The sequence below is a fragment of the Chryseobacterium shigense genome (genome assembly GCF_900156575.1).
In the GTDB taxonomy this organism is placed as follows: Bacteria; Bacteroidota; Bacteroidia; order Flavobacteriales; family Weeksellaceae; genus Chryseobacterium; species Chryseobacterium shigense.
Map to the genome: position 1 here is coordinate 264,040 of NZ_FTNY01000003.1, position 20,183 is coordinate 284,222.

At 40.2% G+C, this 20,183-nt stretch carries 16 protein-coding genes and 1 riboswitch; all 16 genes read right to left on the reverse strand.

The window, feature by feature from the left end; all coding sequences use genetic code 11:
• Positions 1 to 6: 6 nt before the first annotated feature.
• Positions 7 to 1,140 carry a YncE family protein gene (locus BW964_RS10775; protein ID WP_076507085.1) on the reverse strand — a complete coding sequence of 378 codons (1,134 nt, stop codon included), beginning with the start codon at positions 1,138 to 1,140 and terminating at the stop codon, positions 7 to 9.
• Positions 1,137 to 3,167 (reverse strand): TonB-dependent receptor plug domain-containing protein, encoded by a 2,031-nt coding sequence (locus BW964_RS10780; protein ID WP_084175794.1) that lies wholly within the window; start codon positions 3,165 to 3,167, stop codon positions 1,137 to 1,139. Before BW964_RS10780 ends, BW964_RS10775 begins: the two co-directional genes overlap by 4 nt.
• Before the next feature lie 109 nt (positions 3,168 to 3,276).
• A riboswitch (cobalamin riboswitch) is annotated at positions 3,277 to 3,461 on the reverse strand.
• Between the two features lie 236 nt (positions 3,462 to 3,697).
• Positions 3,698 to 4,639, reverse strand: coding sequence for a transporter (locus BW964_RS10785; RefSeq protein ID WP_076507902.1), 942 nt, complete (start codon positions 4,637 to 4,639; stop codon positions 3,698 to 3,700).
• Between the two features lie 11 nt (positions 4,640 to 4,650).
• Entirely contained in the window at positions 4,651 to 5,697 is a 1,047-nt protein-coding gene (locus tag BW964_RS10790; protein ID WP_076507086.1) for a cytochrome-c peroxidase, read from the reverse strand.
• Complete coding sequence (locus BW964_RS10795) at positions 5,690 to 6,517, reverse strand: MbnP family protein (protein ID WP_084175801.1); 828 nt, start codon at positions 6,515 to 6,517, stop codon at positions 5,690 to 5,692. The genes BW964_RS10790 and BW964_RS10795 overlap by 8 nt, the downstream gene beginning before the upstream one ends.
• A gap of 410 nt (positions 6,518 to 6,927) precedes the next feature.
• Entirely contained in the window at positions 6,928 to 7,296 is a 369-nt protein-coding gene (locus BW964_RS10800) for a hypothetical protein (protein WP_084175804.1), read from the reverse strand.
• 2 nt (positions 7,297 to 7,298) lie between these two features.
• The gene (locus BW964_RS10805) at positions 7,299 to 7,973 is read right to left on the reverse strand and encodes a superoxide dismutase (RefSeq protein WP_076507089.1); all 675 of its coding nucleotides are present in this window, start codon (positions 7,971 to 7,973) and stop codon (positions 7,299 to 7,301) included.
• Positions 7,974 to 8,280: 307 nt separating this feature from the next.
• Positions 8,281 to 8,964 carry an SCO family protein gene (locus BW964_RS10810; protein WP_076507091.1) on the reverse strand — a complete coding sequence of 228 codons (684 nt, stop codon included), beginning with the start codon at positions 8,962 to 8,964 and terminating at the stop codon, positions 8,281 to 8,283.
• Positions 8,951 to 9,226 (reverse strand): YHS domain-containing protein, encoded by a 276-nt coding sequence (locus tag BW964_RS10815; protein WP_076507092.1) that lies wholly within the window; start codon positions 9,224 to 9,226, stop codon positions 8,951 to 8,953. The genes BW964_RS10810 and BW964_RS10815 overlap by 14 nt, the downstream gene beginning before the upstream one ends.
• A 139-nt stretch (positions 9,227 to 9,365) precedes the next feature.
• Positions 9,366 to 9,728 (reverse strand): hypothetical protein, encoded by a 363-nt coding sequence (locus BW964_RS10820; protein WP_076507094.1) that lies wholly within the window; start codon positions 9,726 to 9,728, stop codon positions 9,366 to 9,368.
• 405 nt (positions 9,729 to 10,133) lie between these two features.
• On the reverse strand, positions 10,134 to 12,095 hold the full coding sequence (locus tag BW964_RS10825) for a heavy metal translocating P-type ATPase (protein ID WP_076507095.1): 1,962 nt from the start codon (positions 12,093 to 12,095) through the stop codon (positions 10,134 to 10,136).
• A gap of 44 nt (positions 12,096 to 12,139) precedes the next feature.
• Positions 12,140 to 12,559 (reverse strand): Fur family transcriptional regulator, encoded by a 420-nt coding sequence (locus tag BW964_RS10830; protein WP_076507097.1) that lies wholly within the window; start codon positions 12,557 to 12,559, stop codon positions 12,140 to 12,142.
• A gap of 15 nt (positions 12,560 to 12,574) precedes the next feature.
• On the reverse strand, positions 12,575 to 13,471 hold the full coding sequence (locus BW964_RS10835) for a cation diffusion facilitator family transporter (RefSeq protein ID WP_076507098.1): 897 nt from the start codon (positions 13,469 to 13,471) through the stop codon (positions 12,575 to 12,577).
• A 22-nt stretch (positions 13,472 to 13,493) separates the two neighbouring features.
• The gene (locus tag BW964_RS10840) at positions 13,494 to 14,375 is read right to left on the reverse strand and encodes a bestrophin family protein (protein ID WP_076507905.1); all 882 of its coding nucleotides are present in this window, start codon (positions 14,373 to 14,375) and stop codon (positions 13,494 to 13,496) included.
• Between the two features lie 130 nt (positions 14,376 to 14,505).
• Entirely contained in the window at positions 14,506 to 15,768 is a 1,263-nt protein-coding gene (locus tag BW964_RS10845) for an efflux RND transporter periplasmic adaptor subunit (protein ID WP_076507100.1), read from the reverse strand.
• A gap of 1 nt (position 15,769) precedes the next feature.
• Positions 15,770 to 20,131 carry a CusA/CzcA family heavy metal efflux RND transporter gene (locus tag BW964_RS10850; RefSeq protein WP_076507102.1) on the reverse strand — a complete coding sequence of 1,454 codons (4,362 nt, stop codon included), beginning with the start codon at positions 20,129 to 20,131 and terminating at the stop codon, positions 15,770 to 15,772.
• Positions 20,132 to 20,183: the final 52 nt, after the last annotated feature.

A 20,183-nucleotide genomic window follows, 5' to 3' on the forward strand; every position in this document is an offset into this window, starting at 1 on the left:
ATCTGATTATTTATATAAAAAAGTAAAATGAGCAGGAATATTCCCACCTTCGGTTTTCCATTTGAATTTTCCGCTCTTATCGAAGCAGTATACGTAGCCGGTGGTGACATAGTTTCTGGCATCTGTAATATAAATATCCTCAGAATAAGGATTTACCGCAATTCCGTAAGGTGCTTTGATCTCGTCCACATATTGCTGGTCGATCATTTTATTGGCAATAACCTGCTCGGTCTTTACATCGATGATTCCAAAGGTCTTGACGTAAGTATGGGTATTGTAATTAAATTCATTTCCGTAATAATACAGCTTGTCATTGACGATCGTCATTCCGCTCACTGCCACATGAAAGTCTTTTTTCACCGTTCCGGTAGCGGCATCCACAAGGAATAAGCTGGATGGAATATTGTAATAATCACCTCTGGAACTCACATAAAGGTCTCCGTAATGGTCTTTTTGAAGGCGATGAAGATTGATAGCTACATCAATTTTTTTGGTCTCTGTAAAGCTGTTGAGATTGATAACAGAAACGGTCTTATCATAATTCGGAAACATATATCCTCCGGAATTGGCTACAAAAAGCTGATCGCCTATAATTTCCATCTCTTCCGGCTGGTATCCTACTACAACTTGTCTTTGAATAGTCAGTGAAGTGGTATCAATTTCTACTACTTTACCGGGGGGAGAATTTGGATTTAATTCAACAGGCCCCGCATAGCTACTTGCATACACTTTATTTCCTTTAAAAGACATATAGCGACAATTCTGAAGCTGTATGGTTTTGATTCGTTTGGCTGTTTTGGCATCCAGTACTTCAATTTTATTGGAAACGTTGACCACTACATACATTTTACTTCCGTAGATCATGATGTCATTTCCTACATCACCCAGCTCTTTAACCACACTTGGATTGATCTCTGCGTAAATATTTTTGTGATACGTTCCTGTTGCATAATCGAAATAGTCGAGTGTACACTTGTTGCTCCCCATATTTCCTTCATTCAGAAGATAAAAACCTTTGATGGGGGTATCTTCTCCGGTACTTACCTCTTTTTGTTCCGAGGGAACTACGTAATCATCTGTCCGGCAGGAGAACAGGAATAAAAGGGTAAAAGCCAGCAGGCAAAAGTTGAGTTTTTTCATAATGTAAAGCTTACAATAAGTTTAAAATTTCTTCCGGGCATCGGATAATTCCGGACCACATCATAGTATTGATTAAGGACATTATTGACTTCAAAACCGGCTTTGACCTGATGGGAATGCCAGTTGAATTTTTTCTGAACAGATAAGTCATGGGTATACCACGGCTGCAGATAATTGGCTCTGATGTTATTCAGCTGTGCATCATAACGCTCTCCGGTGTACATAAAACTGTAATTGAAACTCCAGTCTTTATAGTCTGCCATCATAGTAAAGGTTAATGCATGCCATGGCACATAGGAAATCTGGTCGCCGTAATAGTCATCACTTTTATCCGTATAATCTCCGGCACGCTGATAGGTATAGCTTACCAAAGGTTTCAGTTTCACTTTATTGATATCAAATTCTGCCTGAACATTCACGTCTGCCCCAATGATTTTCACTTCACCCAGATTCACCATCATCCACCTGAAAAGATTGGTGGTAGGTACCGCAATAATCTTGTTCTCGACTTCATTATAATAACCATCCACTTTCAAATAAATTCCTTTAAAAACCCTGTTATCATAGAGTTTCTGATACGTAAAACCCACATCATACTGATTGGTATACTCAGGTTTCAGCATCGTATTTCCGATCATCGTGTAATACAGATCATTAAAAGTCGGCATTCTAAAAACTCTTTTATAAAAAGTCCTTATCGTAAAATCATTTGATTCAAAAGGCTGATAGCTCAGGAATGCAGAAGGAGTCCATTCGGTTTTATCAGGAGATTTCGCGTTCTTTTTTACATTTTCATGAACAAAAGTTCCGAGAAGGCTTCCTAAAAATTTAAAACGGTTCCACTGGTAGGTCGTAGCAAAAGCAACGAGTGAAGTATATCTTGTAGGATATGAAAAATCTCTTAGACTGGCATTGAGATTATTATATTGAAAGTCAAAGCTTGCACTTACATCCCAGTTTTGAGCAATAGAATAAATATTGGAAGTGGAAAAATAGAGCTCTCTCTGAACATAAGAATTATCTATCGGCAGAACGGTTGTCGCCACATTCACCGTATCTAAAAATCTTGTGTAGTCATAGGCAAACTTGGCTTTAACCTGAGTTTCAAACTTCGGAAAGAGCTTTTTCCTGAAACTGGCCTGGACAAAATAGTTTTCATCCAGCATCTGCTGTCCTTTAGGCCCGAAATCATTATTGACAACGGCGGTAGGAATTCCTCGATCCGAAATATAGCCGTAACCTCGTACGCTCCAGCTGCCATTATTAACAGAACCATTAAAGCTGGTTTCAAAACGTTTAGCCCGGATGTAAGAATCATATCTTCTGGCAATCGTATCATTGGCAACAGATCCGTCAGAGTTTTTCTTTTCGTATTGATACTTATATAGTCCGTCGCTCTGTACAAATTCTGAGCTGAAACTTGCCGAAATTCTTTCTGAAAGCTTCTGTTCCACACGGAAGGAAGGATTCAATAAACTGATGGAGCCTAACTTCAGCTTTACCGTTAAGTTGGTCTTTTGATCTCCTTTAAAAACAGGTATTTTAGGTTGCAGATAAATTGATCCGGAAGATCCGAAGTCCTTTGCGGGCTGAAAAATTTCACTTTTCTGACCGTTGTATAAAGAAATAGCTTCAAGATCATCGAGTGAAAACTTTCCAAGATCCACGATTCCGTTCTGAACGTTTCCCAGCTGGATACCGTCATAGAAAACACCCACATGCTGGCTTCCCATACTCCGGATATTCACCGTTTTCAGGCCGCCCATCCCGCCATAATCTTTGATCTGAACTCCTGAAAAATACCGTAACGCATCAGCCACCGACTGACTGTTCAGCCTTTCAAGCTGTTCACCGGAAAGTACCTGTGCAGGAAGAATTTCTTTAAAATCTTTTTTGTAAAGCTGGATAGGAAGAATCGTTTTCTCCCGGATGGTATCTCCGGATTGCGAGAATAGAAGTTGAGATGCTGCCACAAATAATGTGATAACGCCTTTTTTAAACTGTGAAGCCGTAAATTTTCTGACCATTAGCTCATTGAGAATAATATTGACGCTAATGGATATAAGATAGCAAAGATAAAGCACAGCTTCTACTGTACAGCATCCTTGTTGTCCTAAGCTTTATTCCACGAAAGCATCAAACGTTCATCCTCTGGCAGGTCTTCTGACTTACTCCATTTTTGAAATCCTTCCCATTAAAAAACAGTGGATATACTCTTCAAAAACTTTGATGTGGAGCTTACAGCAGCGGGTCTGTCCCGGATTTTCACCGGATTCCCTTTTAAGTGCTTTTTACAGCGCACCAGATTGCGGCAAAGATAGAAAATTATTAACACATGCAATACACTACATAATGAATTAATTTCCAGCATCATAAAAATAATTCTACTGAAATCTATGCGTGCAAGAGACCTCGTCCCTCATTTATTAGTGAAACCTAAATTATAAAAAACCTTATAGATTGTAGAAATCTATAAGGTTGATTAACGGTAAATTATTGTCAATAATAACCGATGGCTTCTGCATCCTGCGTCATCCGGATTTCAACATCAATGAGATCAAATGCCAAAATTGATAAAGACACTGAATCTGGATTTTGCTTCAATGTCACCGCTTGCCAGATTGGAATAAGCAGGCAGCATGACTTCCCCACCCAGGCTGAACCTCTTATAGGAAGCTTCGAAACCGAGTTTTCCATATAAAGCGCTTCCTGCTGTTTTGGGCAATACTTCGTCAAACTGTTTGTTTTTATCATAGACTTCGCCCTGAAGTCCGGCTTTGGCAGAGAAAATAGTTTTTTCATTTCCTGCGAGCTGATAAAAACCCGTTGCAGCATAATTCCACTGGTTTCCGAAACGGTAGTTCTTTTTGTTTTCAGTTTTTACGGTATAATCTGTGTTGATCAGCACAGCCAGCTTATTCTTTTGAAACTTATAATTCAAAGCGGCCTGATAGTCCCAGCTTCCGGTTCCCAATTGAAAACTTGGGTTGACGCCGGAAGCACCTTTTTCATCAAATTTTCCCAAAGGAATTTTCACTCCCAGACCACCGTTGAGCTGATGAAAATTATCTTTAGAACTGATGATCCGGTAGATTCCCATCAGGTTCAGATCTCCGATCCCATTAATGTTGATATCGCCCTGCATGGTTTTCTTCTCATGAAAATGAAATGGCAGGCTGGCGTATACACTCAGCTTTTCTGTCAGTGGAATTTTCCCCCAAACCTGCAGGGTATTGAAGTACTGATCCTGTGTGAGATCTTTTACAAAAAGGTTTTCTTTAGCTTTATAATGCTGGGCAAAATATTTGATCCCGATAAACTGAGGATTCAGTAAAGATTCAAAACCGGAAGATCCGTTTCCTGCTGCACAGCCACACGCATCGCAATCATCCAATACAATTTTATTTATAGGATCTGCGATATACAGACTGTCGTTGATTGTTTTAGCGTGACAGGCTAATGATAATGTCAGGCTCAGTATAAAAATTATGTTTTTCATGTTCATGATGCTCATTCTGCAAATTTTGGATTAGAAATAAAGTTTTTATCGGATAAGGTTTTTAAAAAGGCGATGACAAACTGCTTTTCCTGCGTATTCATAGCAATTCCGATATGTCCGTTCTGTTTCAGCTGCGGATCCAGGTTCGAATTGTCTTCCACACTATCTGAATAGAAATTAAGAACTGCACTCAGCGTGTAAAATCTCCCATCATGCATATAGGGTGCGGTATATTCTACATTTCTTAGACTTGGTACCCGGAATTTCATCCAATCATTCTGGTCAAGGGTCACGCGGTGACGGCCCGCATCTTTGAACTGGGCATTGTAATACATCCCCGTATTCCTGAAACTTTCATCGGTAAATAATTCTCCGCTGTGGCAGGAAGCACATTTCTGGGTAAAAAGAGCCAATCCCTGGGATTCCTCAGAAGTGAAATTTTCTATTCCCTGTTTAACCCTGTCATATTTGGAATCTGCGGAAATCATGCTGACCATAAACTGTGACAGCGCTTTTAAAACTCTTTCACCAGTCATATTTTCGTCACCATAAGCTGCCATGAAGAGTTTTTTATACGTCGGATCATCTTTTAATTTAGAAAGTACTTCCGGCATTGAACTGTCCATTTCATTGGCATCCGTGATCGGAATAATGGGCTGTTCATTCAGATTATGGATCACGCCGTCCCACATATATCTTTTCAGGAAGGCCATGTTTTGAATGGGTGGTGCATTACGGATTCCAATTCTGTCGTCCACTCCATGACTAACCGTGTGGCCGTGATGCGTGAAAGCATTTTCCTGAATATGACAGAAACCGCACGATATGGTATTGTTTCTGGAAAGCCTGCCTTCGTAAAATAATTTCCTACCCAGCTCTACTCCGTTTTTAGTCACCGGATTACCGGATGCATCGAACGTCATTTCCGGAAAATACGACGGGAACTGCAATGAATAGGCCTCATCTTTTTCCAGCGGCTGCATTACCTCATCTGAACAGGACCAACAGCTCAGAAAAGTAATGACCAGCAGCATTGTTTTTAATAAAATCCTAATCATTATGAACATGATCTACTTTAAACATTGCAGTAAGGTTATTGGTAACATCCACCAAGTGCTGACTTGATCCCATCATCATATTATTTTCTGTAGTAAGGGAAAGTATTTTACTTCCGCTCAGAAACTGGTTGAAATCTGCAAGGATGTGAATGGAAGGTCTTACCTGAGCCGTTACTCTGGCGGTTGTCGGAAGATTCAACGTAATTTCCCGGTAAAGATCCGGCGTATTATTAGCCGTTACATTCCCCATATTTCCGGTGTGATTCATAAATTCTGTATCTGCGGAAGCCGTTCCATATTTCCCTTCCAGTTTTACAAAAACGTAACCGGCTGCCCATGACCATGACATTCCTTTTTGCTTGGCTTTCGTCCAGAATTCTGCCTGACCGTTTTGTCCCAACAGATAAGCCTTCTGACTGATCCCCAGTCCGAATTTTACTTTCTTATAATTATTTTTCGGAATTCCGTTCAGATCAAGGTAAACAACTCCAGCAAAGGCATCTGCCTGATCAACGATGAAAGCCCCTTTATCAGGATTATTTTCATTGTATTTGAATTCATTTCCGCCTTCGTCAATCAGTGTGATGTTGCTGATAACATATTTTACAGCGGAGAAATTATGTTTCTGTCCTGCTGCTGAAGTCTGTACAGTTTGGTTAAGTACGATATTCCCCAGGTTATTGAATCCGTTTTCAAATTTGATCTGAAGGTTTCCGGTTGAAGTATCCTGTGAATCGTCATCATCGCTATTTCGGCATGATGATAAAGTGAATAAATTAAACGCAATACAGAGTAATGATAAAAATTTATAAATTTTCATTTTGATTTTTTAAATTGAATTTTTAAAATAGAAAGGTTTTTGAATGGATGAACATTCATTTTTTAACCACAAAAGGCTCAAAAGCTTTTTTGACACTTTAGTTATTTGAGTTGAAAGACTTTTGAATAAGAAGTTCACTTAAGTTTTTAAAAAAAATCAAAGATTTTTGATCCCGAATAAGAGGCGCAAATATCTGTGAAAATCTGTGCAGTTTTTGGTGAAAAATATCACCCCTAAGACACAAGCTATTGGACACTTCAGTTATTTAAAGTGAATTGAAAAACTGCATAGAAGAACACTTAAGCTTTTTAGAATTTTCGATTTTACATCCTAACTTTAAAATAGCAGGTATGACGAATTTCTTAAGAAAGTTCTTATGTTTTTGTGGTCGGTAAAGATTAAAATTGAACTTAAAAAACCGGTGGTTTGAAAATGTGTTTGAGAAACAGAAAAGAATAGGCTGTTTCGTAGGGAAAATTGAAGTGTACAGAAAGGAAACTTTCCGCTTTATTGATTTCTGTAATTTCAGGGAGTGTGCAGGTATCGAGAATTTTCTGTCCTGAATTTTTGGTTTTGTTTAAAGGCGAAGAATCAGAATCATTTGTTTTTGCGAGTTCTTTGCTCAGGTAACATTTTCCGTTACAGTGAAGTTCCGGTTTACTTTTATTGATACAAAGAGTGGTGGAGATATAATCATAATTTACAGCATACTCCACCAGTGGGATCAGAGGCCTGAACACCATATAAAGCGTGAGGAATATGCTGCAAATTAAATTCATCTTTATTTTTTGCTTATCGCATCATCATATCTTTTACTTACCTCTTTCCAGTTCAGCACATTCCAGATGGCAGTAAGATAGTCTGCTCTCTTGTTCTGGTATTTCAGGTAATAAGCGTGCTCCCAAACATCAATTCCTAAGATTGGAGTTCCTTTTTCTTCCACTACATCCATCAAAGGGTTATCCTGATTGGCTGTAGAGGACACGAATAGTTTTCCGTTTTTATCCACAGAAAGCCAAGCCCATCCTGAACCGAAACGGTCTGCACCTGCCTTGCTGATCTTTTCTTTGAATGCGTCCATGCTTCCGAAAGTTTCCGTAATCGCTTTAGCCAGTTTCTCAGAAGGCTGCGTATTTTTTACAGGAGTAAGAACCGTCCAGAAAAGCTCGTGGTTGTAATGTCCACCTGCATTATTTCTTACCGCTGGTGTAAGTTTAGAAACTCCTGAAAGGATCTGGAAAAGCGTTTGTTTTTCCTGTGGCGTTCCGGCAATCGCTTTATTCAAATTGGCAACATAGGCTGCAGCATGCTTAGAATAGTGAATTTCCATCGTCTGTGCATCTACCGAACCTTCCAGTGCATTGTAGGCATAAGGAAGCGGGTTCTGCTTAAACTGCGCGAAGGCAAATTGCGCTGCCACTACGGCACTTAAAGTTGCTACTTTCAAAATCTTCATAACGTTTTGTTTTATGGTTTAACAATATTTTTTTATTTATAGAAGGGAAGCAGGACGATGGAAGCGCGAAGACATTTCTGTTTGAAGACGACTATACTTCATCTACATTTCTTCATCTCATCTTTTTAACCCTCTGCATTCATGAGTTCCATCGATCATTATCCTGTCATTATCTTCTGCATGAAGACTCCTCTACTCCATGATCTCAATTTCATTGGTCTTTTAATCATTGACATCAATGACCATCATTGATCATTATCCTCATCATTAACTTTCAGCTTCATTCTTCCATCTTCCTTTCCCTACTCTATTTCAATAATTTCTTAATATCCTCGATCAATATCTCTCTGTCGGGATGATACTTTCCGTTAAGTTTCGGAGTTTTCCCTTCCGGATCTTCATAATTCAATCCTGAGTAATACAGGATGGGCATATTGTCTTTATTGTATCTGCAACGGATATTTCCTTCTTTATCCACCAAAGCGATCATTCCGCTGTGGTTAAGACTTTCGCTGTCGTCTTCCTTATCTCCCACGTAGATATTGAACTGGTCTGCCAGTTTTCCGATATAATCTCTGTCTCCGGTAAGAAAATGCCAGTCCGGAGATTTTGCACCGACACTTTTAGCATGTTCTTTCAATGCGGCAGGTGTATCATTTTCCGGGTCTATACTTATTGAAATGATCCCGAATTCAGGACTGTTGACCTCATCTTCAATAAATCTCATATTCCGGTTCATCACAGGACAAATCGTGGGACATCTGCTAAAGAAAAACTCTACCAGATATACCTTTCCCAGCATATCTTTATTGGTGATTTTTTTATTATTCTGGTCGGTGAGTTCAAAATCGGGAACCTTCATTACGGTATACAGATTCTTCTTGAAATATCCCATTCCAACCCCTATTCCCAGAAACAGCAGAGCGAAAATCGCAATCGGAATGATTACCTTTCTCTTGGCTCCGTTTTTGGTCTTATTATTTTTGGACATATTTCTCAGGATTTTTTTTGAACTCGTCCTTACATAGACTACTGCAAAAACCGTACGTTTTATTTTTATAGACTGCCGTATCTTTCATATCATCTTCTGTTTTCATGTGACAGATAGGGTCTTCCGCATTGGCAAATTTTACTTTTTTAACCGTTGATTTTGAAGAGGCCGTGCTCTTTTTATGCTTTACTTTAGGGGTTTCCTGGCCACAGGCGAATAATGAAACTGACAATAGTGCAGTCAAAATAATTTTTGATTTCATTGTAATGGTCGATTGAAATTGATAGTATTATGAATGTGTAAATTAATTTTTAACACAAAGATCAGCACCGCTTTTACAACATCAGGTCATAAAAAACGAAGACACTTTGAGAAAAAAAACTAAAAGAATAGTTGAATAATTAAGCTAAAGGAGGATGAAATATTCTGGAAAAATATTCCGAATGATGATCAAGACTATAATCAGAATGTATAGCCTCATCTTCAGGCTCAGATTCTTTCTGACCTAAAAATGAAAGGGTATCGTAAGAAACAAAAACATCCAGAACGGATATTTTGATGACCTGGGAATTGTTGGACTGTTTTTCAGTTTTCGCCAGTTCTTTGCTTACGTAGCACTTCCCTTTACACGTAGACTGAGGAATATTTCTATTCTCACAGAGATTTTTTACAATATAATCATAGTTCACGGCATAGTTCACCAATGGCAAAACAGGTCGTAATGCAATGGTAAAAATGATGAATATGGATATAAAAAGTCTCAATGATCAGTTCTGTTGTACAAATATACTACTCAAATTGGGTTTATGGATTATTTATGATGAATGTCATTGATTATTTTGGAAAGTAGGGATTAGGGAAAATGAGGTTTCTTATTGTTATGATAGTTTGCTCTCGCGGATTGTGGTGATTTTGCAGATTCTTTTTTGTGTATGAAAAAACCTTATAGGTTTTGGAAACCTATAAGGTTTGGGTGTTTTTATTTTTAAATGGATGATGTTGTGTTTTTTATCGCAAAGACGCAAAAGGGATTACAAAAAGGATGTTTTAAGGCGCAAGGATTTTATCTCCGATAAAATTCTGGAATTCTAATATTGGATCGCTTTATCCTAGAAGCTATTGTTTGGCACCTGCTACCTGCTACCTATAATCTACACCCTTATCCCTAATTAAAACTTCATCCTCTGAATCCTCACCGCATTTAAAATCGCCAGCATCGCTACTCCTACATCAGCGAATACGGCTTCCCACATCGTTGCCAGACCTCCGGCTCCGAGTGCTAAGACGACTGCTTTTACGGCAAAGGCAAGAACAATATTCTGCCAAACGATCCTTTTGGTTTGTTTACCTATATTGATCGCCATTGGGATTTTGCTTGGTTTATCATCCTGGATAACGACATCTGCGGTTTCAATCGTAGCATCACTTCCAAGTCCTCCCATGGCAATTCCTACGTCGCTGAGTGCCACTACAGGAGCATCATTCACCCCATCACCGACAAAAGCAACGGTTTGATTTTTCGCTTTGATTTCTTTTACTTTATTCACTTTATCTTCCGGTAAGAGATCTCCAAAAGCACTGTCGATGCCCAGTTGGTCTGCCACATATTTAACAACCGTACTTTTATCACCGCTGAGCATAGTGGCTTTTACGCCCATTCTGTGCAGGTTGTCAACGGTTTCTTTGGCATCGCTTTTTATACTGTCTGCAATGGTGATGTACCCTGCAAACTTTTTATCATAAGCTATGGCAATAAGTGTGTAGACAATATTGGCGTGGTTGGTATCGTAGCTGATATTGAATTTATCCATCAGCTTAAAATTACCAACCAGTAATTCTTTTCCATTGACTGAAGCTTTTAAACCATGTCCTGCAATTTCTTCCACATTTTCCAGAGGAATAGCATGATCAATCTCACCTGCATAATTATGAATTGCGGTGGCTACCGGATGTGTACTTTTGCTTTCCAGTACATTAACCAGTTTTAGGATTTCGTCTTTATTGAATTCAGGCTGAATGCTTACTTCCTGCACTTTGAAAACGCCTTCCGTCATGGTTCCGGTTTTATCCATCACCACATTCTGGATCTCTGCGATACTGTCTAAGAAATTACTTCCTTTAAACAGAATTCCATTTCTGCTTGCTGCTCCAATTCCCCCGAAATATCCTAAAGGAATGGAGATCACCAGTGCACAAGGACATGAGATTACCAGGAAGATCAAGGCTCTGTACAACCAGTCTCTGAACTGATAATCATCAACAAAGAAATAAGGCAGAAGACAGATTCCTATGGCCAGAAATACAACAATCGGGGTGTATACTTTTGCAAATTTTCTGATGAATAATTCGGTCGGGGCTTTCTGCGCGGTGGCGTTTTGAACCAGTTCCAGAATTTTACTCAGCTTGCTGTCTTCGTAAGCGGTATTTACTTTTACGAGAGCAATGCTGTTCATATTGATCATACCGGCCAATACAGCTTCTCCTTTTGTTTTAGTATCCGGTTTACTTTCACCGGTGAGCGCTGCGGTATTGAATGAAGCTGACTCAGTTATCAGTTCACCGTCAAGGGCCAGTTTTTCTCCCGGCTTCAGCTGGATGATATCTCCTATTTTGGTTTCTTTGGCTTTAATGGTCTTTGGCTGACTGGCTTCAATGATCGTCACCTCATCAGGACGCTGATCCAGCAAGGCTTTGATGTTTCCTTTGGCTCTTGAAACCGCCATTCCCTGGAATACTTCTCCTACGGAATAGAAAAGCATTACGGCCACACCTTCGGGATATTCCCCGATCACAAATGCACCTACTGTAGCGATTCCCATCAGAAAAAATTCTGAGAATACATCTCCTTTGATAATGCTTTCATACGCTTCCTTTAAAACCGGAAGACCTACGGGAGCATAAGCTGCCAGATACCAGACTAAACGTACCCAACCTGTGAACCATTCTGTTTTTATATAATTGTCTAATGCTATTCCTATCAGCAACAGCGCAAATGAGATGATGGCAGGAAGAAACATCTGGAAAGGTGTTTTGTCTCCTGTATCGTGAGAGTGGTCATGCCCGTCTCCTTCTGAATGATCATGCGTATGCTGTTCTTTCTTTTTCGGTTTTGTACTGCAACATTCTTCCATAAATACTATTTTGATGTAAAATTAGAGTTATACACGATGCAATACTATTGCAAACTTTCAAGACAGTTTTCGCAGATTCCTTTGGCAAAAAGTCTTATTTCATCTATTCTGAAATTGGTCTGAACATTTTCCGGGAAGGAAATATCTTCTCTGCAGGTGGTCTGTTTGCATATTTTACAATAAAAATGCAGATGCCAGTCTTTGTGGGTTTTCTCATCGCAGCCCTCATCGCATAATTTATATTTTGTGGTGGTATTTTCCTGTATGCTGTGGACAATTCCTTTTTCTTCGAACGTTTTCAATGTCCGGTAAATCGTCGTTCTGTCTGCATTGTCAAAATGATTTTCCACTTCCGAAAGGGAGAGTGCAGCTTCTTGGGTACTCAAAAAATCATACACCAGAATTCGCATGCTGGTAGGCTTGGTATTTTTATCGATGAGTTTGGTTTCTATATCTTTTTTCATTTCTTCAATTAATTTTTAAAGATGCATTTCCTGTTCTTCATAGCCTTCCTCTTCAATCTGAAAGGTAGTATGACTGATTTTAAAATTTGCAGTGGTCACTTCCGTCAAAGTTTTGAGCAATGGATTCTGAGCCGTTCTGTTATTTCTTACAATGTGCGCACTCATCGCGTTTACGCTGGACGTCAATGACCATACATGAAGATCATGAACATCTTTCACCCCGGGAACTTCCTCGAGTGATTGGCGCAGCTGATGAATATCCACATCTTTGGGAGTCCCTTCCAGTAATACATTAACTGCTTCTTTCAATAAACGCCAGGTTCTCGGAAAAATCAAAAGACCAATAGCAGCGGAGATGATCGGGTCTGCATAGTACCAACCCGTTGTCAGCATAATAACTCCGGCGATCATGACTCCGATGGAAGTAAGCATATCTGAGAGCACTTCAAAATAAGCACCTTTCATATTCAGGCTTCCTTCTGAATCTTTTCTAAGGATCATCATTCCGATAATATTGACTACAAGTCCTATTCCTGCTACAATCAACATTGTTTTACTCTGGACTGCCGGAGGATTCTGAAATCTTTGGTACGCTTCGTACAATACATACACGGAAATACCCAGTAATACCACAGCGTTGATTACGGCTGCCAATATTTCTGTCCGGTAATACCCGAATGTTTTAGACGCATCTGCCTTCCGCTCTCCTATTTTGATGGCAATAAATGCCAAAAACAAGCCCACCACATCGGTCAGCATATGGGCGGCATCTGCCATAAGGGCAAGACTTTGGGTAACGAGGCCGCCGATTACCTCAGCGATCATATAGGTTCCGCTCAGCACCAGGACAAAAAGCAGATTCTTCTTATGTCTGCTGGTCGGTGAACCTGTCTGTGCTTTTATTTCTTCCATGTTTTTCTGAAATTTTAGTGGATCACATTTCGTAATACAAAGAATTATCTTTTTTGACAGGAATGTTCTGATCTCCTGTCATCTGTTTAATATTAATTTCGATGGTCTGTGCCAATGAGGTCACAGGTGTATCTACAGGTCCGTTTTCAAAAGGATCCTGCATGATAATAGATGTTTTCTCGATCGCAAGAAACATCACCGGAATCAGGAACGTAATGATAATCTCAACAGCCAGCTGTCCATCATCCAGTCCAAAAGGAAGGATGGCCGCAAAAACATAGATTAAGGTATGCAGCAAAATACTGTACGACCTTGGAAATACTGTATTCTTCAGCCTTTCACATTTTCCCATACTGTCGCAGAGTCTGGTGATGATATCGTTCAGCTGCATCTGCTGAAAGTCTGTTAAACCTTTCGAAGAAGCGATATCTCTGAGCTGTTGAGAATGGGCATCCAGAAGTGCATTCGGAACATTGGTGGCTTTGATCTGATGTTGATCCAGATAATTCCGAACTCTGTCTGAAAAAGGTTGTCTTCTCAGTGATTCACCAAGAGCATACGTCCAGATGATCTGCCTTTCTGCAAATTCCTTGATGATCTTATCTTCTCCTGCCGGGAAAAACTGGATGACCAACCTCATCAGCGTTCTTGAGTCATTCACTATGGCACCCCAGACGGTTCGGGCTTCCCACCATCTTTCGTAGGACTGGGAAGTACGGAACGCCAGCAGCAATGATACAGCCGTTCCCAAAAGAGCCGGAATATTAAGGGGAAGTGAAATTTTCCGGAACCATGGGAGAAGGTCTAATAATCCTATGGATACAGCAAATATTCCCATATACAGGATCTGGGTTTTTATTTCACGGATGAAATACCAGATGGATATTTTCTTGTTTAACAGCATAACTGAATGATATATTAGAATGTTTTTTATATTCTTACCCTGAAAATGTACCGTAAACACCTCTAATTTAGGCATAAAAATCGGTAGTTCTTCCGGCCAGTTTCTATAAATCGATTATCATTTCCTTATTTTAATGCTCATGCCCGCCGGAATTGGAAAGTTTAGCATTCACGAAAAAAGCTCCTTTCACTACGATTCTGGCATCAGCAGGAATTCCTTTAACAGGCGTAATGGCTGTATAGCCCATATCTGATGTCCCTTTTATCACTTCTACTTTTTCAAAATTCAAAGTCTTTTTATGTTCGGCAGCTTCTCCTTTTTCATTTTTGTGATCGTCTCCACCTTCTTCCTCTTCATGCTCCTCCGGTTTTTTATCGGTACGGATGAAGACGTAGTATTTTCCGTCTGCTTCTACGATGGCTTCATTAGGAACAGCTGGCGTTGTATTTTTATCAAGACTGACAATTCCGGTGATATTCATTCCGTCGATGAGACCTGCTTTATTTCCGGTTACTGTGCCGTGTACTGAAACCGTCTTGCTTTCGTTTTCAAAAGAAGATCCTACGCTGTACACCATAGCGTCATATTCAGTTTCAGGATTATTCGTTAGCTTGAAATGCACAATCTGCCCAACTCGCATTTTAGGAAGATCTTTTTCAAAAACCTGCAGGTCAAGGTGGATAGAATTATTGTCGATAACCTCCGCCACAGGCGATGAAACATCTACATAACTTCCGATCTGTGCCGAAATACTGCTTACAGTTCCGCTGATTGGTGCAGTAATAACCAATCCGGATCTCATATTGCCATTATTTACTTTCCCCGGGCTGATTCCCATCATCTGAAGCTGTCTCAAAAGGGAAGCTTTTTTCGTTCTCAGGGTTTTAAGTTCAGCATCTGAACTCTGCAGATTTTTCTTGGCGCCTGCATCATTATCAAAAAGCTCACGCTGCCTTCTGTATTCCTGCTCTGCATAGGTAATTCTGCTGTTTGTCGTCAGATATTCTTCCTGCAACTGGATAAATTCAGGATTTGCAATAGTTGCGATGACCTGTCCTTTTTTTACAATGCTTCCTACCTGTACGTTCAGCGTTTTGATCACTCCTCCGTACAGAGAGGTGATCGTCGCTTTATTATTATTGGGAACTCTCAGAAGACCGTTGGCTTTCACGGTGGAAGTAAGTTCCTTCATTTCGATGGGACCTAAAGATATCCCGACGGACTTGATCTGATCTTCCGTTAGTGAAGCGATAGTTTGTGGTGCTTCTTCATGACCTGCTTCAGCTTTTTCAGTTTTCACTTCTGGTTTTTCTGCAGGCGTTTCTTTTTTCCCACAGCTTAAAAGTAAAAGTGCCGTGACGGTCAGAGATATGATATTGTGCTTTATTTTCATGTTATTTATTGATGATTGAATTAATGGTAACTACAGATTGATTGACCTGCTGAATGGATTGTAAATATTTCAACTGAATATTGGTGGCGGTCTGCAGGGCAAAAAGATATTCTACGTAAGAGATTTCTCCTGTTTTGTAGCCTAACTGAGCTGCCTTGACAATTTTTTCAGCATTCGGAATAGCCTGATTGACATAATATTCATACTGCTGTATGTCCTGCTGATACTGTCCGAAAGCATTTTCAAGCTGTGTCGAAAGCTGTTTCTGCTGCATCTTCGCATTGGTTTCAGCGGCGTATTTTTCGTATTCCAGAGACTGCATTCTCGCTTTTGTCGCTCCAAACGTCAATGGAATGGCAACGCCCACAGAAAATGAATTGAAACGGTCTCCGGCATTATAGAATTTCTCCTGTCCGTTTTTGGTATGCAAACCTATCAGTGACTGGCTCGTCAGACCAAGGCTAAACTCAGGAAGTCCCTGTGATTTTTCCACATTTTTATTCTTTTCGGCAATTTCCATTTCATGATAAAAAGCTTTGACCGTAGGATTGTTGGCTACCGATAAACTGTCCAGAATATTTTCGGTCTTCAAAGGTTCGTAATCGCTTTTAAACGGAACTTCGAAATTCTCGGAGGTATTCAGTAATGTCTTTAGATTTTTATAGGCATTGTTTAAATACACTTCATTCTGTTTCAGCAGCAGATTGATTTCTCCTTTTTGGGTTTCTGCTGTATTAATTTCAATCTTCTTGATATCTCCCGCTTTAAATCTTACCGTTGCAATTCTGATAAAATCCTGATAAAGGCTGTCAAGATCTTTCAGTTTAAATTGATTGTACTGAAGATATTCGATCTGATAATAATAGGTTCTTACCTGTTTTGTCAGTTCATTCGCCGAAACTTCTTTATCGATCTGTCTGGTTTTTATATTTTCAGTGATCAATTCTCTCCTTGCTTTGAAGAGCGTAGGAAAAGGAATACTCTGCGAAATGGCAAATGACTGGTCAAATTTCGGGCTGTTGTACTGTCCAAGCTGTGCTTCAAAGTTTAATTTGGGAAGTTCTTTTGCCGTCCCTTTCAAAGCTTCTGCAGATTTTATATTCAGATCTTTTGATTTTAAAACCAAATTGTTTTCGGCGGCCATTTCTACTGCCTGATCTACGGAAATCTGTCTGGCCTGAGCATTGAACGTCTGTCCGAACATCAGAAATCCAAGAACAATAACTGTTGTAATGGGCTTAATCTTATTCATCTTTCGTGGAATCTTTGAATTAAAAATAATATAGAGCATCGGCAGAACAAATAATGTCAGGAATGTAGCCGTTACCAATCCCCCGATCACTACGGTTGCCAAAGGCTTCTGTACCTCAGCTCCGGCTCCTGTAGAAATCGCCATCGGTAAAAATCCTAACGAAGCTACTGTTGCAGTCATCAGAACGGGTCTTAATCTGGTTTTCGTTCCTTCATATACTCTTTTCAGTACATCCGTTTCGCCCTCTTTTTCAAGTTGATTAAAGGTTCCGATCAAAACAATTCCGTTAAGAACTGCGACACCGAAAAGAGCGATAAACCCGATTCCGGCACTGATACTGAACGGCATATCTCTTAAAAGAAGGGCAAACACCCCTCCGATGGCACTCATCGGAATGGCCGTGAAGATCAATGCAGCCTGCTTAAATGAGTGGAAGGTGAAATAGAGCAGCATAAAAATCAGAAACAGGGAAACCGGAACCGCGATCATCAGACGCTTGCTGGCTTCCTGTAAATTTTCAAACTGTCCGCCATAGGTAAAATAGTATCCGGAAGGTAACTTGATCTTTTGATCCAGTTTGGTCTGAATATCCTTTACCACGCTTTGTACATCGCGGTCTTTTACATTGAAACCGATCACGATCCTTCTTTTTCCTTCTTCACGGCTGATCTGTGCAGGACCCAGTTTATAGCTGACATTGGCTACCTGGGAAAGCGGAATCTGAGCTCCTGTTCCGGTCGCGATCATTAAATTATTCACATCATCGATATTCGTCCTGTGAAGGCTGTCGAGACGCACTACAAGATCAAAACGTCTTTCGTTTTCAAAAACCTGACCGGCTGCTTTTCCGGCAAAGGCTGTACTTACGGCATTGTTTACGTCTTCTATATTTAAACCATAATTGGCCATTCTTGTTCTGTCGTATTCTACATTGATCTGGGGAAGTCCGCTTATCCTTTCGATCTGAGGAGGCGTCGCACCATCAACCGTCTGGATGATCTTTCCTACTTTATCGGCATAAATAGACAGTGAATCCAGGTTTTCACCGAAAATTTTAACGGCAACATCCTGTCTGATCCCTGTCATCAGCTCATTGAAACGCATCTGAATCGGCTGGTTCTTTTCAAAAAACACACCGGGAATGGTTTCCAATTTCTCACTGATTTCATCGGCGAGTTCTGTATATGATTTTTTTGATTTCCATTCTTTTTGTGGTTTTAAAACGACAATCAGGTCGGTGGCTTCGGGAGGCATCGGATCGGTAGGAACCTCAGCGGAACCGGTTTTTCCTACGACCATTTTCACCTCATCAAACTGTTTAATAATTCTTGAAGCCTGCATGGAGGTTTCGATACTCTGGCTGAGTGAGCTTCCTTGCGGCAGAATACAGTGGAATGCATAATCTCCTTCCTGCAGCTGCGGAATAAATTCGCCACCCATGTTTTTGAAAATAAAGGCGCTGATGACGAAAACGAAAATCGTGGCTGACACGATGATATATTTTACTTTAATTGCTTTGTGCAACATCGGCTGATAAATCTTCTGCAGGAAGTTCATCATCTTATCTGAAAAGGTTTCTTTGTGCGAAATCTTTTTAGACAAGAACAGAGCGCTCATCATTGGAATATAGGTCAGTGAAAGGATCAATGCTCCTAAAATGGCAAATCCTACTGTTTTAGCCATTGGCGTAAACATTTTCCCTTCTACCCCGGCCAGTGTAAGGATCGGAATGTAAACGATAAGGATAATAATTTCTCCGAAAGCCGCGCTGCTTCTGATTTTTGAGGCAGAAAGGAAAACCTCCTCGTCCATTTCGCTTTGGGTAAGATTCCGTACCGATTTCCTTACGCCCAGGTGATGCAATGTCGCTTCCACAATGATTACGGCCCCATCCACAATCAATCCGAAATCTATGGCTCCAAGACTCATTAAATTGGCACTGACTCCGAAAACATTCATCATTCCCAAAGCAAAGAGAAGGGATAATGGAATGGCTGAAGCTACGATAAGTCCGGCTCTCAGGTTTCCAAGGAAAACCACCAATACGAAAATAACGATCAGGGCACCTTCTATCAGGTTTTTTTCTACGGTATTGATAGCTCTTCCGACAAGATCTGTTCTATCCAGGAAAGGTTCTATCACCACATCATCGGGAAGGGATTTCTGAATGGTTGGGATCTTAGCTTTAATCAGGCTGACAACGTCGTTACTATTGGCTCCTTTCAGCATCATAACAACACCGCCTACGGCATCTACTTTTCCATTGTAGGTCAATGCTCCGTAACGTACAGCACTTCCGAGACGAACATCTGCAACGTCTTTTATAAAAATGGGAACGCTTCCTGTTTCATTTTTTACGGAGATATTTTTAATGTCTTCCAATGAGGTTACAAAACCGATTCCACGGATGAAATAGGCATTTGGTTTTTTGTCTATATAAGCTCCACCGGTATTCTGGTTGTTTTTTTCTAAGGCTGTAAAGATGTCGGAAATGCTTACGCCCATCGCTTTAAGGCGGTCAGGATTTACTCCTACTTCATATTGTTTCAATTCTCCTCCGAAACTGTTGATTTCCGCAACACCCGGCGTCCCGTTCAACTGTCTGCGGACAATCCAGTCCTGCATGGTGCGGAGTTCTTTGGCGGAATATTTCTTTTCGCTACCTTTTTTCGGGTGGAGAATATACTGATATACTTCCCCAAGACCTGTACTTACAGGGGCAAGTTCGGGAGTTCCCACTCCTTTAGGAATTTCTTCTACGGCCAGCTTCAACTGTTCATTGATCAGCTGTCTGGCGAAATACACGTCTACATTTTCTTTGAAAACTACAGTGATCACGGAAAGCCCGAATCTTGAAATACTTCTGGTTTCTTCGATGTCTGGGACATTGGCAATACTTTGTTCTATGGGAAAGGTAACAAGCTGCTCTACTTCCTGTCCTGCGAGTGTAGGACAAGCCGTGATGATCTGCACCTGATTGTTGGTAATATCAGGAACTGCATCTATGGGAAGTTTTGTAGCACTCCATACGCCCCAAATAATGAGAAGCAGGGTCATGATACCAACGACCACCTTGTTTTTGATACTGAATTTTATGATTTTATCTAACACGATCTGTATTTAATTTTTATTGGTAATAACTGCATGCGGCTATAACGCCGTT